Here is a 14,974-nt window from a genome sequence, read left to right as displayed (position 1 = left end):
GGAAGAAACTATGTGCGGGATTCTTGGCGTGATGGCGACATCACCGGTTAACCAGTTGCTCTATGATGGTCTGATGGTGCTCCAGCATCGCGGCCAGGATGCAGCCGGCATTGCAACGGCAGAGGGCAATACTTTCCATCTGCACAAGGGGCCGGGGCTGGTCCGCGACGTGTTCCGCACCCGCAACATGCGCGCTCTGCCGGGCAACTGGGGTATCGGCCACGTGCGTTACCCGACGGCCGGCTCGGCCTACAATTTTGCCGAATCGCAACCGTTCTACGTCAATTCGCCGTTCGGCATCGTGCTCGGTCACAACGGCAACCTGACCAATGCCGAACAGTTGAAGGGCGAAATGTTCCGCCTCGACCGTCGCCACATCAATACCAATTCCGATTCCGAAGTGCTGCTCAACGTGCTGGCACACGAGCTGCAATCGGCTTCGCATGGTTACGAGCTCGACGTGGACAGCATCTTCCAGGCGGTGGCCGGCGTGCATCGCCGTTGCCGTGGCGCTTACGCCGTGGTTGCGCTGATTGCCGGTTATGGCCTGCTCGCCTTCCGCGACCCCTACGGCATTCGCCCGCTGGTCTATGGCCAGAACGAAACACCGGAAGGCATGGAATACCTGATTGCTTCCGAGTCGGTGGCGCTTGATACCCTGGGTTTCGACATGGTGCGTGATATCGAACCCGGCGAAGCGGTCTTCGTCAGTCTCGATCACCAGCTGTACAGCCGTCAGTGCGCGCAGCAGCCGACCTACGCGCCGTGCATTTTCGAATACGTCTATCTTGCCCGCCCGGATTCGGTGATCGATGGCGTTTCGGTCTACGAGTCGCGTCTGGCGATGGGCGAGTCGCTGGCCGAGAAGGTCAAGCTGCATATTCCGGTCGACGAAATCGACGTCGTCATTCCCATTCCCGATTCGAGCCGTCCGTCGGCAATGCAGCTGGCGCAGGTGCTGGGCATTCCGTTCCGCGAAGGCTTCGTCAAGAACCGCTATGTCGGCCGCACCTTCATCATGCCCGGCCAGGCGATGCGCAAGAAATCGGTGCGCCAGAAGCTGAATACCGTCGGTCAGGAATTCAAGGGCAAGCGCGTCCTGCTCGTTGACGACTCCATCGTGCGTGGCACGACCAGTCGCGAAATCGTCGAAATGGCGCGTGCCGCCGGTGCAACCAAGGTATATTTCGCCTCGGCCGCGCCTCCCGTGCGCTACCCCAATGTGTACGGCATCGACATGCCGACCCGCGCCGAACTGATCGCCACCGGGCGTGACGATGCCGGTATCGCCGAGGAAATTGGTGCCGATGCGCTGGTTTACCAGGATCTTGATGCCCTGAAGAATTCGGTGACCAAGCTGCGCGCCGACCTCACCGTGTTCGACGCCTCCTGTTTTGACGGCTGCTACATCACCGGTGACATCGACGAGTATTACCTCGATGCCGTCGAAGGCAAGCGCGGCGGCAACAAGTCGGGCAAGAACGACGAAGATGGCGACGGCAAGGCCTCGCAGCAACTGGTTTTGCAACTGGCTTCCGAGGCTCAGGACTGATGAGCGAAATCGATCAGGATCGGCCGAACTATCGTCCGGAAACCCTGGCCGTACGCGCCGGCCAGGAGCGCAGCCAGTTTGGCGAGCACTCCGAGGCCCTGTACCTGACCTCGAGTTTCGTGTTCAAGAGCGCCGCACAGGCCGCCAAGCGTTTTTCCGGTGAAGAAGAGGGCAATGTTTACGCCCGTTTCTCCAACCCGACGGTGACCATGTTCGAGGAGCGCCTTGCCGCTCTCGAAGGGGCCGAGGATTGCGTCGCCACGGCGAGCGGCATGTCGGCGATCATGGCCTTGTGCCTGGCGCATCTCAAGCAGGGCGATCACATCGTCGCGTCGAACAGCCTGTTCGGTGCCACCGTGCAGTTGTTCAACAACATCCTGTCGCGCACCGGCATCACGACCACTTTCGTGTCGCACACCGACCCGGCGGCCTGGGAAGCGGCGATCCGCCCCGAGACCAAGCTTTTCTTCCTCGAGACGCCGTCCAATCCGCTGACCGAAATTGCCGATATTCGCGCGTTGACCGCTATTGCTCACACCAAGGGTATCCTGGTCGCTGTCGACAACTGTTTCTGCACGCCCATCCTGCAGCGTCCGCTCGAGATGGGCGCCGATCTGGTTCTCCATTCGGCGACCAAGTATCTCGACGGCCAGGGCCGTGTGCTCGGTGGTGCCGTCTGTGGTGCGAAGAAGCTGACCGAGGAAGTCTTCAAGTACCTGCGCACGGCCGGGCCGACCCTGTCGGCGTTCAACGCCTGGGTCCTGCTCAAGGGTCTGGAAACCTTGAAGATCCGTGTCGAAGCGCAAGCTGCCAATGCCCTGCAACTGGCGACCTGGCTCGAAGCACATCCCAAGGTGGCGCGCGTCTTCTATCCCGGTTTGCCGTCGCATCCGCAGCATGAACTGGCGAAAACCCAGCAGAAGAGCGGCGGCGCAATCGTTTCCTTCGAAGTGAAGGGCGGTCGCGAGCAGGCCTGGCAGGTGGTCGATAACTGCCATCTGCTGTCGATCACTGCCAATCTCGGTGATACCAAGACCACCATTACCCATCCCGCTTCCACCACGCACGGCCGGATTTCTCCCGAAGCCCGCGCTGCGGCCGGCATCAGTGATGGCCTGCTGCGCATTGCGGTGGGCCTGGAAGCCGTCGAAGACCTGCAAGCCGATCTGGCGCGCGGCCTCGGCTGATCCTTTGGCCCGGGCCGCTGTGCCGGTCCGGGCAATTCCTTCCTGATTTCTTTGCCGGCGGCATTCGCGCCCGGCGTGGTAAAATGCGCCGGTCGCTGGCTGGAATCAGTCATGGCTTGCGGCGTCAGGCGGATTTCCCGTCATTTCAATCCGATTTCCGCCTTGCCTCGACTGGTTCGTGTCCGCACGAAAGGCCCCGGGCTTACGTTCCAGGAGAACCCCCCATGCATTTCACCGATCTCGGCCTGCGCGCCGAACTTTTGCGCGCCGTCAGCGAACAGGGTTACGACACCCCGACTCCGATCCAGCAGCAAGCCATTCCCGCCGTGATGACTGGCCAGGACCTGATGGCTACGGCGCAGACCGGCACCGGCAAGACGGCCGGCTTCACGCTGCCCATCCTGCATCGTCTGGCCGGTGGCCCGAACGACCGCCTGACCCGCATTTCCAAGACGCCGCGCGTCCTGGTCCTGACCCCGACCCGCGAACTGGCCATCCAGGTCGAGGAAAGCGTGCGCACCTACGGCAAGTATCTGCCGATCAACTCGCTGGCTGTCTTCGGCGGCGTCGGCATCAATCCGCAGATCGCCAACCTGCGCCGTGGTGTCGATATCCTGGTCGCCACGCCGGGCCGTCTGCTCGACCACGTACAACAGCGCACGGTCGACCTCTCCGCCATCGAGATTTTCGTCCTCGACGAAGCCGACCGCATGCTCGACATGGGCTTCATCCGCGACATTCGCAAGATCATCGCCCTGCTGCCCAAGCAGCGCCAGAACCTGATGTTCTCGGCCACTTTCTCGCCGGACATCCGCGAACTGGCCAGCGGCCTGCTGCACAATCCGGCTTCGGTCGATGTCGCAGCGCGCAATACGGCGGCCGAAACGGTCACCCAGCGCGTCATCGAAACCAATCGCGAGCAGAAGAAAGAATTGCTCTGCCACCTCTTCGCAACGCGCGGCTGGCATCAGGTGCTGGTCTTCGCGCGCACCAAGCACGGTGCCGATGCCCTCTCCAAGACGCTGGACAAGGCCGGCATCAAGTCGGCGGCAATCCACGGCGACAAGTCGCAGGGCGCGCGTACCCGCGCTCTCGGTGATTTCAAGGACGGCAAGCTGGTGGCGCTGGTCGCAACCGACATCGCAGCACGCGGCATCGATATCGATGCGCTGCCCTACGTCATCAACTATGAGCTGCCCAATATCGCCGAAGACTACGTGCACCGCATCGGCCGTACCGGCCGGGCCGGCATGGAAGGCGAGGCGATTTCGCTGGTCTGCCACGACGAGCGCGGCAGCCTCAAGGACATCGAGCGCCTGATCAAACGCACGCTGGAGCGGGAAGTGATCGAGGGCTTCGAGCCGTCGGCGACCGCCGCGCCGCGTCCGGTGCAGCCGCCGCGTGGCGCGCGCAAGCCGCAGCCGGGTCGGCCGCAAGCACAAAAAACGGCCCAGAAACCGGGTGGACCGCAACAGCACCGTACCGGCAGCCGTCATCGTTAAGTAATAAAGGGCGCCCCAAAGGGGCGCCCCGGTTGTAAACTCCCTGTTCGCGCACGGGCGCGCCAAAAAAAACAGATCAGGGAGAGAGTCATGCCGGTAAAACTCGTTCAATCGACGGCTTCCGCCTATCAGTATCCGCTGCTCATCAAGCAGTTGCTGCTGACCCCGCTGGCCATCGCGCCGGACCAGGAAATCACCTACCAGGGCAAGCTGCGCTACAGCTACCGCACGCTCAACGAGCGGATCGGACGCCTTGCCAACGGCTTGAGCAAGCTCGGCGTCGAAGCCGGGCAGACGGTGGCGATGATGGACTGGGACAGTCATCGCTATCTCGAGTGCTTCTTTGCCGTGCCGATGATGGGCGCCGTGCTGCAGACCGTGAATGTCCGGCTCAGCCCGGAACAGATCCAGTACACGCTGAACCACGCCAAGGCCGATGTCTTGCTGGTCAACAGCGAGTTTTTCCCGATTGTTGCGCAGATCGCGGCTGGTCTCGAAACTGTCAAGCGCTTCGTCTTCTTCACCGACGAAGCAGAAATGCCAGCCATGCCGGCGACGATGGACGCCGAGTACGAAATGCTGCTTTCCGAGGCGTCGACCGTCTACGACTTCCCTGATTTCGACGAAAACGCGCAGGCGACAACCTTTTACACGACGGGCACGACGGGCAACCCGAAGGGCGTCTATTTCAGCCACCGCCAGCTCGTGCTGCACACTCTGGGCTGCGCCGCGATGCTGGGCGGCGCCAATCGCCAGGGGCACATCCATCGCGAAGACGTCTACATGCCGATCACGCCGATGTTCCATGTGCATGCCTGGGGCTTCCCCTATCTGGCGACCATGCTCGGCCTCAAGCAGGTCTACCCCGGGCGCTATCAGCCCGATCTGATCTGTCGCCTGGTCACTGAGGAAAAGGTCACCTTCTCGCACTGCGTGCCGACCATCCTGCACATGATCCTGACCCACCCGCATGCCAAGGATCGCGACTTCTCCGGCTGGAAGATCCTGATCGGCGGCTCGGCGCTGCCCGAAGCGATGGCGATCGCGGCGCAAAAGAAGGGCATGGACCTGTTCACCGGTTACGGCATGTCGGAAACCTGCCCGGTGCTCAGCATCGCGCACCTGTCGAGCGCCGATCTCGATCTGCCGCTCGAACAGCAGGCCGTGCTGCGCGCCAAGACTGGCCTGCCATTGCCGCTGGTTGACCTGCGCGTCGTCGATCCTGAAATGAAGGACGTCGCCCACGACGGCAAGACGACCGGCGAGGTGGTGGTGCGCACGCCCTGGCTGACCCAGGGCTACCTGAGTGCGCCGGAAGCCTCCGAAGCCTTGTGGGCCGGCGGCTATCTGCATACCGCCGATATCGGCAACATCAATCCGGCCGGCTATCTCAAGGTCACCGACCGGATCAAGGACGTCATCAAGACCGGTGGCGAATGGACTTCCTCGCTGCAACTCGAGGACATCATCGGCAAGCACGAGGCGGTGCACGAGGTGGCGGTGATCGGTGTGCCCGACGACAAGTGGGGCGAACGGCCGCTGGCGCTGGTCGTGCTCAAGCCGGAGCATGTTGACCAGATCACCGAGCATGCATTGCGCAATTACGCCGCGCATGCCATCGAGGCGGCCGGCATTTCGCGCTATGGCGTGCTGCTCCAGGTCAGTTTCGTCAAGACCCTGGTCAAGACCAGTGTCGGCAAGATGAACAAGCGCCTGATGCGGGCCGACCCCGAAGCCTTGCGCATGTGATTTCGTGGCGGGCGCGGCCTGGCCGTGCCCGTGTTATATAGAGAGCTGTTCATTTCCAGCAGAAGAGCAAAAATCATGAGCCAACAAGAAAGCCCGGTCGTATACGGTACGGAAGACATCCTGCGCAGCCTGTGCAATTCGGTGACCAAGGTCCTGTCCTTCGCGACGCAGAGCAATATCCACTATTCCGGCATGGTCCAGCGCATCACCAAGACCTGCCTGAAGCCGGACATCGGCTGCTTTGTGCTGTTCGACGGCGGCTTTTCCGGCCTGGTGGTGACCAATTTCTCGGCCGCCGCCGCCATGGAGCTCTACGAGAGCTACATGCTGAGCATGGGCATGGCCAAGGATGAGCTGGCCAGCTCGCACACTTCCGATGAAGTCGGCAATGTCATGGGCGAGTTGATGAACCAGATCGTCGGCGACTTTACCGGCAAAGTGGCGCGCGAACTGCAGACCCACATCACGCAGAACCAGCCGAAGATGCTCGCCCTGACCAAGCAGGTCATGCTCAGCGTCGACACCAATCTCGACAAGCCGGAAGCCCGCCGCGTCACTTTCTTCACCGGTCGCAACAACATCTTCTATCTCGAACTGGCGATCGACCGTACCGAGTTCATCAAGCTCAACGACTTCGAGAGCGAAGAGCTAGATCCGGATGTGCTGATCGAGCAGGCCAATGCCAAGCCCGCCGAGGCGGCGCCGGCCAAGAGTGTCGGGGCGAGCGAACAGGACGACTTCCTGAATTCACTCGGTATGTGAAAAATGCCCGCGCCGGGCGGTCGACCGTCAGGCAGCGGGCAATTTCGCCAGTTGCCGGTCGTGCCAGCCAGCGAGCAGCAGCATCGCGGCGCTTGAGCCGATCAGCGCCATCAGCATGTCGGATTGCGTATCCCACGGATCGCCCTGGGTGCCGAGGAACTCGTCAGCACCCTGACCAAGCCACAGCGCGGCACCCCACTCGATCAGCTCGTAACTGGCGCTGATCGCCATCGCGATGCAGATGCAGAGGAAGGCGCACATGCGCCGGCCGCGCACCGAAGCGCCGCGCAGCAGGATTTCGCGGGCCACCAGCGCCGGTACGAAGCCCTGCATCAGGTGGCCGATCTTGTCGTAGGGATTGCGCGCCGTGCCGAGCAGATCCTGCAGCCAGAAGCCGAGCGGCACGCGGGCATAGCTCCAGGTGCCGCCAGCAATCAGGACCAGCGCATGCGCGGCGATCAGAATGTAGAGCAGCGTCGTCAGCGGATAGGTCTTGCGTGTCGCGGCGAGCAATACCAGTGCGATCACCGCCGGTGCGACTTCCATGACCCAGGTCAGGCGGTCGAAAGGTGCGATGCCGGAAATGAGCAGGGCGCCGCCGACGAGGATGGCGAGGCCGGCGGTCAGCAGATTGCGGTTTTCCATGTCAGCCCTCGTTGCGGATCAGCGTGAGCAGTTCTTCGCCGTAGTGCTCGATCTTGGCGCTGCCCATGCCGGTGATGCCGGCCAGCATGCCGTGGCTTTTCGGACGCACTTCGGCCAGTTCGCGCAGTGTTTTGTCGTGCAGGATGACATAGGCCGGTACGCCTTGCTCGCGGGCGGTGTCGCCGCGCCAGCCGCGCAATAACTGGAACAACGCCTCGTCGGCCGGGGCCAGTTCGCTATGCACAACCGAACTGCTGCTGCGCGACGGACTGCTGCTCTTGCGCTTGACCGGCCGGCGCAGTTCGACGCGCTGGCCACCCTTGAGCACCAGACGGGCGGCATCGGTCAGTTGCAGGGCGCCGTGCTCGGCCATGTCGACATGAACCAGGCCGGCGGCGGCAAGCTGACGGAAAACGCTTTTCCAGGCGTGGTCGTCGAGGTCGGCACCGACGCCGAAGGTCGGCAGCTGGTCGTGGTTCCACTGTTTGACCTTGTCGGTCGCCTTGCCGCGCAGGATGTCGGTCAGATGGCTGACGCCGAAACGCATGCCGGTGCGGAAAATCGCGGACAGCGCCTTCTGTGCCGCCTGCGTGCCATCCCACAGTTCGGGCGGGTCCTGGCAGACGTCGCAATTGCCGCAGGGCTGGCGTTCCTCGCCGAAGTAATTGAGCAGGACCTGGCGCCGGCAGCGCGGTGCTTCGCAATAGGCGAGCAGGGCGGTCAACCTTTGTGATTCGAGGATTTTCTGGCCTTCGCCGGCACCCGATTCGGCGATGCGCGCGTGTTGCAGCGCGACGTCCTGCATGCCGTAGGTCATCCAGGCCTCGGCCGGCTCACCGTCGCGTCCGGCGCGGCCGGTTTCCTGGTAATAGGCCTCGATGCTCTTCGGCAGGTCGAGGTGGGCGACGAAGCGCACGTCGGGCTTGTCGATGCCCATGCCGAAGGCGATCGTCGCGCACATGATCAGGCCTTCCTCGCGCAGGAAGCGGCGCTGGTTGGCGGCGCGTTCCGGCGCCGGCAGGCCGGCGTGGTAGGGCAGGGCCGGAAAGCCCTGTTCGGACAGCCAGCTCGCGGTTTCTTCAACCTTCTTGCGCGACAGGCAATAGACGATCCCGGCCTGGCCCTTGCGGCCGGCCAGGAAAGCCTGCAGCTGCTTCTTCGGTGTGTCTTTTTCGACCACGGTGTAGCGGATATTCGGGCGATCGAAGCTGGACAGGAAAACGCGCGCCTCGTTGAGGCCAAGACGGGTCAGGATTTCGCTTTGCGTCGCCTGGTCGGCGGTCGCGGTCAGCGCGATACGCGGGACATGCGGGTAGCGTTCGTGCAGCGTCGACAACTGCAGGTATTCCGGGCGGAAATCATGGCCCCATTGCGAGACGCAGTGTGCTTCGTCAATTGCGAACAGGGCGAGCTTGCCGGCCTCGTACAGGCTGTCGAGCATGGCCAGCGTGCGGTCGAGCAGCAGGCGCTCCGGCGCGATATAGACGAGATCGAGATTGCCGCTGAAGATGGCCTGTTCGACGGTCTGCGCTTCGCGCCAGTCGAGGGTCGAGTTCAGGCAGGCGGCCTTGACGCCGGCCTGGATCAGCGCGTCGACCTGGTCCTGCATCAAGGCGATCAGCGGCGAGACGACGACGGCGCAGCCCGGACGGAGCAGGGCGGGAATCTGGTAGCAGAGGCTCTTGCCGCCGCCGGTCGGCATCAGGACCAGGGCATCGCCACCGTTGCCGATGTGGTCGATGATCTCGGCCTGGGCGCCGCGGAAGGCCGGGTAGCCGAAGACATCGCGCAGGATGTCGAGTGCTGTTGCGTTGCTCATTGCGCTTTCCCGGTCAGATTCGGGTGGCTGGCGGTCGACGCCATTTCAGGCCCGGTTTTCCGGCAGGATCGCTTCGCGCTGCAGTATTTCGCCATCCCAGACCAGGCATTCGCCACGTTCTTCTTGCCAGTCGGCGAGTACCCAGCGTTCAACGTGAATGCCGTCGACGATGTGGTCATGCCGGGCCGGCTGGTGCGTGTGGCCGTGGATGAAGGTGGCGTAGCCGTGCTGGCGCAGGAAGTCGTCGGTCGCGGCGGGCTGCAGGTCGGTGTAGGGGTTTTCCTTGCCGCGCTGGCCGGCTTCGCTGACTTCGCGCATGTGCGCGGCAATCGCCCGGCGTTCGGCGCGCGGCTTGGCGAGCAGGGCAGCCTGCCATTGCGGATTGCGCGCCTGCTCGCGAAAGGCCATGTAGGCGGTGTCGTCGAGGCAGAGGGCGTCGCCGTGCGAGAGCACGAACTGCCATTCCGGCGTCGACAGGATGTAGGGATCGCTGATCAGCATGACGCCGCTGGCGGCAGCAAAGCCGCTGCCGAGCAGGAAGTCGCGGTTGCCGTGCAGCAGGCTGATCTTCAGACCGGTGTCGCTGGCGGCACGCAGGGCGGCGACGATCTCGGCGTTATAGGCATCGTCGATGTCGTCATCGCCGATCCAGGCCTCGAAAAAGTCGCCGAGGATGTACAGCTCCGTCGCCTGCCGGGCGCGCCCGGCCAGAAACTGGAGGAACAAACAAGTCGCCCCGGGTGACCGGGGCGACAGGTGCAGATCGGATATGAAGAGGATCAAACGATTTCAGCTTTTTCGATGATCACGTCTTCGGCCGGCACGTCCTGGTGGAAGCCCTTGTTGCCGGTCTTGACGGCGCGGATCTTGTCCACAACATCCATGCCTTCGACGACTTCGCCGAAAACGCAGTAGCCCCAGCCCTGGCCGCTCGGTGCCTTGAAGTCGAGGAAGTCGTTATCGACGGTGTTGATGAAGAACTGGGCGGTGGCCGAGTGCGGATCGTTGGTGCGCGCCATGGCGATGCTGCCGCGCTTGTTCTTCAGGCCGTTGGCGGCTTCGTTCTCGATTGGTGCCTGGCATTCCTTCTGTTTCATGCCCGGCTCCATGCCGCCGCCCTGGATCATGAAGTTCTTGATGACGCGGTGGAAGATGGTGTTGTCGTAATGGCCGGCTTCAACGTAGGAGATGAAGTTGGCAACCGTCTTCGGGGCCTTTTCGGCATCGAGGTTAAGGGTGATGACACCGTGGTTGGTGGTGAGCTTGATCATGGGGTAATCCTTATTTTTCAGAGATGATTTTGACGTTTTGAATGATGACCGGGGTGGCCGGCACGTTCTGGAAGGGGCCGGCATTGCCGGTCGGCACCTGGGCGATGCGGTCGACGACATCCATGCCCTGGGTGACCTTGCCGAACACGGCGTAGCCCCAGCCGTCCTGGCTCGGGTAGTCGAGGAAGGCGTTATCGGCATGGTTGATGAAGAACTGGGCGGTGGCCGAGTGCGGGTCCGGCTTGCGGGCCATGGCGAGCGTGCCGCGCAGGTTGCGCAGGCCGTTCTTGCCTTCGTTTTCGATGGCCGGGCCGGTGGGCTTCTGGGTCATCTTGGCATCGAAACCGCCACCCTGGACCATGAAGCCGGGAATCACGCGGTGAAAGATCGTGCCGTTATAAAAACCGCTTTTTGCGTACTGCAGGAAATTCGCAACACTCTTGGGCGCCTTGTCGCTGGCGAGTTCGACGGTGATCTTGCCGAGCGAAGTGGTGATTTCGACGGTCGGTGCGGACCAGGCGGCAAGCGAAACAAGCAGGCCGGCGGCGAGCAGGGAGATTTTCTTGAGCATCAGGCACTTCCTTCGTAAATGATTTTCCAGCGGCCATCTTCGCGCAACCAGTACTGGCGCTTTTTCATCTGGTTGTTGAGGTTGTTGCTGCGGTAGTCCTGATCGAAAGTGACGACGATCATTTCTTCCTTGCCGGGGTTGCGGAAGACGGAAAGATTGTCGAGTTTGACCTTGATCCATTCCTTGCCGGCATTGACCTGCTTCTTCTGGGCCGCGAACTGGTCGAAATTCTGGTCAGCCGACTTGAAGCGCTTCGAGTAATGCTTCATGAAGCGGTCAGTGTCGCGGCTTTCCCAGTCGGCGCGCCAGGCATCGATGGTCTTGTTGAGTTCGTTGCGTTCCTTGTGCCAGTCGTCGAGCGACAGCCATTCGATCGAGTTGCTGATGATGACCGGGGTCAGGCCGACCTGAACGTTCTTGGCGACCGTGTCGAGATCCTGGTTGGTCAGCACGACGCAGCCATCGGAGGCGCGCGGCGGCCGGGCGAAGGTGTCGGAGGGCGTGCCGTGCAGCCAGATGCCGCTGCCGCTGCGCCCCTGGCGCTTGTCCCATTCGTTCGGGTAATTGAGCGGATAGGCACCGTTGCCGTAAAGGTCGCCCAGTTTCTGGCGCGGCAGGTTGGAGGTGACGTGATAGACCCCGATCGGTGTCTTCTTGTCGCCTTCGGAAACTTTTTCGGCGCCCAGCTTGCCCTGGGTCACATAGTAATCGGCAATGAAGCGTGGCCGGCCACCATTGGCGACATCGTTTTCATAGACGTAAAGGCGCGAGCGCTTGGTGTCGACGACGATGGCGTAGCGCTGGTCGGCCGGCATCTGCATCAGGTAGCGCGGCACGAAGTTGGCTTCCGGCTTTTCGCGGTAGCCTTTCAGGCGGACGATGGCTTCGGCGCGCAGGTCGGCCACCTTGTCGGCCGGGGCGCCATTCATCGCGCCAAAGGTCTGGATCGGCTGACGCCGGGCCAGCAGCAGATCGCCCTTGATCAGGTTGGCGAGGCGGTAGTTGGGGTGCTGGCGGAGCAGGGCTTCGGTCAGCTCCAGGGCGCGCCCCAGCTGATTGGCTTCGATTTCCTTGAAAATCCTGGCCAGTTGGGCTTCCGGGCCACTATCCGAAACGGTTGCCGGCAGTCGGCTGGATGCAGCCGATGTGCCATTGCGGGCGAGGACGAGCGGTGCGGCGACGAGCGCAGTCTTAGCTGCGCGCGATACGGTTTTTGCGGACTTCTGCGACGGTGTTGCGTTTGCCTGCTTCGGTGTTTTTTGTTGTTTGGCCAGCGCATGGCCGGCCAAACAACTTGCCAATCCGATAATTGCTAACTTGCGGACGAGCATCAGCGAGCGTTTTCTTCCTTGATCAGCCACTTGCTGCCCGAGCGAACGAGAACCAGCGTCTTGGTCGACGAGGAGTCGAGGCTGCCGGCCTTGTAGTGCTGACGGAACTTGGCGGTAGCCTTGTCACCGTTGATCGTGATGGTCGGCTCGTCGATGTTAACTGAGATCTTGCCCGGCTTGCCGGCGATGCGGTCTTCACGTTCGGCTTCCCAGGCCTTGCGGGCCATGCCCTTCGGCGTGTTGAAGTCAGCCGCATAGGCGCCAAGGTAGCCCTTCATGTCCTTGCGCGACCAGGCATTGGCCCAGTTGCTGATGGCTTTTGCCACGTCGTCCTGCGCTGCATCGGTATTGACCGCTGCAGGCAGCGGGGCGGCAACCGGGGCGGCAGCCGGTTTGGCCTGGGTGGTCGAAGCGGCGCCCTGCGTGGTGGCAACAACGCTGGCGGTCGGTGCGGCAGCCGGCTTGGCTGCGACAGGTGCAGCCACCGGTGCCGGCGCGGCAGCGACCTGTGCTGCAGGCATGGTCGGTTTGACATTGCCCTTGCCGGTGGTGATCAGGTCGCGAATCAGGGCCAGCTTGTTTTGCGTCGTGGCGTTCGAGTTGTCGAGCTGCAGCGCCTTGTCGTAGGCCTGGCTGGCCAGCTTGGCGTAGACGTCGCCGAGGTTTTCGTAGGCGATGGCGTAGGACGGGTGAGTCCTTATGGCCATTTCGAGCGCCGTGCGTGCCTTGTCGTATTGTTTCTGCTGGGCGTAGAGCACGGCCAGGTTGTTATAGGGCTCGGGCAATTCCGGGTAGTCTTCGGTCAGCTTGGTGAAGACGGCAACGGCCTCGGCCGGCTTGTTCATTTCGGTATAGATCAGACCTTTGAGGAAACGGCCCTGCGCGTCGCGCGGCTTGCTGCTCAGATAGGCGTCAACCTTCTCCATGGCTTGCGGCAACTGGCCCTGCTTGATCAGGCGCTGCACTTCCGGAAGGTTGTCGGCAAAGGCCGGTGCTGCAAAACCGATGGCCAGGCCAAGGGCAATTGCACGCAGCGCTTTGAGCTGCTGGAAACGGGGCTGGGGCAGAGAGGTCGTGTTCATCGCTGTGCTATAATTTCCAGAGTTTTACAATCCCAAGATTCTATCAAAATTGCTGCCCTTCCCATAGGCTTCTCAAGCCCGGCGGCTCCATGAATTTATCCCGGCATGCTCAAGATTTTCAATTCCCTGAAGCGGGAAAAACAGGTTTTTACGCCTATCGAAGCCAACAAGGTCCGCATGTACGTATGCGGCATGACGGTTTACGACTATTGCCACCTCGGGCATGCCCGGGTCATGGTGGTCTTCGACATGGTTTATCGCTGGTTGAAAGCCAGCGGTTATGACGTCACCTATGTGCGCAACATCACCGATATTGATGACAAGATCATTCGGCGTGCGGCTGAAAACGGCGAAACCATCCTGCAACTGACCGACCGCTTCATCGCCTGCATGCATGAAGATGCCGACGCGCTGGGCGTGCTGCGTCCCGATCATGAGCCGCGCGCGACCGAGTTCGTGCCGCAGATGCTCGATCTGATCGGCAAGCTGGAAGCGCGTGGCCTGGCCTATCAGGCGGTTGATGGCGACGTCAATTACGCCGTGCGCAAGTTCGAGGGCTACGGCAAGCTGTCCGGCAAGTCGCTCGATGACCTGCGCGCCGGTGAACGGGTCGAGGTTGATTCGGCCAAGCAGGATCCGCTCGATTTTGTGCTCTGGAAACACGCCAAGCCGGGTGAGCCGGCCTGGGAATCGCCCTGGGGCGAAGGTCGACCGGGTTGGCACATCGAGTGCTCGGCGATGAGTTCGAGCATTCTCGGCAAACATTTCGACATCCATGGCGGCGGTCAGGATCTGCAGTTCCCGCATCATGAGAATGAAATCGCCCAGTCCGAGGGGGCGAACTGCTGCTCCTACGTCAATTACTGGATGCACAACGGTTTCGTGCGCGTCGACAACGAGAAGATGTCGAAGTCGCTGGGCAATTTCTTCACCATCCGCACCGTGCTCGAGAGCTACGATGCCGAGGTGGTGCGCTTCTTCATCCTGCGTGCGCATTACCGCAGCGCGCTGAATTACTCGGATGCGCATCTCGATGACGCGAAGAACAGCCTGGATGGTCTTTACTTCGCCCTGCGCGATGTGCCGCCGCAGGCGGTCGACATCGACTGGAGCAATGATTTCGCCAGCCGTTTTGCCGCGGCGCTGAACGAGGATTTCGATTCGCACGGCGCGATCGCCGTCCTTTTCGAGCTGGCCGGCGAGGTCAACCGCCAGAAGAGCGGCGAGCTTTCCGGTCTGCTCAAGGCGCTGGGCGGCGTGATCGGCCTGCTCGAACGCGAGCCGACGGTTTATCTGCGCGGTGCGGCCAAGGCTGGCGGTCTTGATGAGGCCGCCATCGAGCAGTTGATTGCCGATCGTGCCGCTGCGAAGAAGGCGCGCGACTTTGCCGCGGCCGACGGCATTCGCGACACGCTGAAAGCTGCCGGCATCGTGCTCGACGACAGTGCCCAGGGAACGACCTGGCGACGCGCCTGAGTCACTGATGCGGAAATGAAAAAGGCC

The 14,974-nt window shown here is 62.2% G+C and carries 13 protein-coding genes; 6 read left to right on the top strand and 7 right to left on the bottom strand.

Translation table 11 applies throughout. From position 1 onward, the window contains the following. Nucleotides 1–10: 10 nt before the first annotated feature. The 5 genes from purF to KI612_RS15770 all read left to right on the top strand — a co-directional run bounded on the left by purF (nucleotide 11) and on the right by KI612_RS15770 (nucleotide 6,752). Complete coding sequence (purF, locus tag KI612_RS15790; RefSeq protein WP_226441022.1) at nucleotides 11–1,552, top strand: amidophosphoribosyltransferase; 1,542 nt, start codon at nucleotides 11–13, stop codon at nucleotides 1,550–1,552. Further along, nucleotides 1,552–2,739 carry an O-succinylhomoserine sulfhydrylase gene (locus tag KI612_RS15785; protein ID WP_226441021.1) on the top strand — a complete coding sequence of 396 codons (1,188 nt, stop codon included), beginning with the start codon at nucleotides 1,552–1,554 and terminating at the stop codon, nucleotides 2,737–2,739. The genes purF and KI612_RS15785 overlap by 1 nt, the downstream gene beginning before the upstream one ends. Nucleotides 2,740–2,963: 224 nt before the next feature. After that, nucleotides 2,964–4,241, top strand: a complete 1,278-nt coding sequence (locus KI612_RS15780) for a DEAD/DEAH box helicase (protein WP_226441020.1) — start codon at nucleotides 2,964–2,966, stop codon at nucleotides 4,239–4,241. Between the two features lie 90 nt (nucleotides 4,242–4,331). After that, nucleotides 4,332–5,990 carry a fatty acid--CoA ligase gene (locus tag KI612_RS15775; protein WP_226441019.1) on the top strand — a complete coding sequence of 553 codons (1,659 nt, stop codon included), beginning with the start codon at nucleotides 4,332–4,334 and terminating at the stop codon, nucleotides 5,988–5,990. A 75-nt stretch (nucleotides 5,991–6,065) separates the two neighbouring features. Then, nucleotides 6,066–6,752: a DUF3334 family protein gene (locus tag KI612_RS15770; protein ID WP_226441018.1), complete on the top strand. Its 687-nt coding sequence runs from the start codon at nucleotides 6,066–6,068 to the stop codon at nucleotides 6,750–6,752. A 27-nt stretch (nucleotides 6,753–6,779) separates the two neighbouring features. Here the strand turns inward: KI612_RS15770 and KI612_RS15765 are convergent, their stop codons facing one another. Genes KI612_RS15765 through KI612_RS15735 form a run of 7 tightly spaced genes read right to left on the bottom strand, consistent with a single transcriptional unit; the run spans nucleotide 6,780 to nucleotide 13,471 of the window. Further along, nucleotides 6,780–7,397 carry a DUF2238 domain-containing protein gene (locus KI612_RS15765; protein WP_226441017.1) on the bottom strand — a complete coding sequence of 206 codons (618 nt, stop codon included), beginning with the start codon at nucleotides 7,395–7,397 and terminating at the stop codon, nucleotides 6,780–6,782. A 1-nt stretch (nucleotide 7,398) separates the two neighbouring features. Next, nucleotides 7,399–9,216 (bottom strand): DNA helicase RecQ, encoded by a 1,818-nt coding sequence (gene recQ / locus KI612_RS15760; RefSeq protein ID WP_226441016.1) that lies wholly within the window; start codon nucleotides 9,214–9,216, stop codon nucleotides 7,399–7,401. Between the two features lie 45 nt (nucleotides 9,217–9,261). Then, a complete protein-coding gene (locus KI612_RS15755) occupies nucleotides 9,262–9,942 on the bottom strand; it encodes a UDP-2,3-diacylglucosamine diphosphatase (RefSeq protein WP_404818059.1) in 681 nt (226 codons plus the stop codon). Between the two features lie 53 nt (nucleotides 9,943–9,995). Then, the gene (locus KI612_RS15750) at nucleotides 9,996–10,487 is read right to left on the bottom strand and encodes a peptidylprolyl isomerase (protein ID WP_226441014.1); all 492 of its coding nucleotides are present in this window, start codon (nucleotides 10,485–10,487) and stop codon (nucleotides 9,996–9,998) included. A gap of 10 nt (nucleotides 10,488–10,497) precedes the next feature. Then, on the bottom strand, nucleotides 10,498–11,058 hold the full coding sequence (locus KI612_RS15745) for a peptidylprolyl isomerase (protein ID WP_226441013.1): 561 nt from the start codon (nucleotides 11,056–11,058) through the stop codon (nucleotides 10,498–10,500). Continuing rightward, nucleotides 11,058–12,347, bottom strand: coding sequence for a L,D-transpeptidase family protein (locus tag KI612_RS15740; protein WP_226441012.1), 1,290 nt, complete (start codon nucleotides 12,345–12,347; stop codon nucleotides 11,058–11,060). Before KI612_RS15740 ends, KI612_RS15745 begins: the two co-directional genes overlap by 1 nt. 41 nt (nucleotides 12,348–12,388) lie before the next feature. Then, complete coding sequence (locus tag KI612_RS15735) at nucleotides 12,389–13,471, bottom strand: nuclear transport factor 2 family protein (protein ID WP_226441011.1); 1,083 nt, start codon at nucleotides 13,469–13,471, stop codon at nucleotides 12,389–12,391. Between the two features lie 105 nt (nucleotides 13,472–13,576). Between KI612_RS15735 and cysS the strand changes: the two genes are divergently transcribed. Then, nucleotides 13,577–14,947, top strand: coding sequence for a cysteine--tRNA ligase (cysS, locus tag KI612_RS15730; RefSeq protein ID WP_226441010.1), 1,371 nt, complete (start codon nucleotides 13,577–13,579; stop codon nucleotides 14,945–14,947). Nucleotides 14,948–14,974: the final 27 nt, after the last annotated feature.

Origin of the sequence: Quatrionicoccus australiensis (assembly GCF_020510525.1) — a bacterium.
Taxonomy (GTDB): domain Bacteria; phylum Pseudomonadota; class Gammaproteobacteria; order Burkholderiales; family Rhodocyclaceae; genus Azonexus; species Azonexus australiensis_B.
The sequence above is the reverse complement of the archived record's forward strand: the minus strand, read 5'-3'. Positions and strand labels throughout refer to the sequence as shown.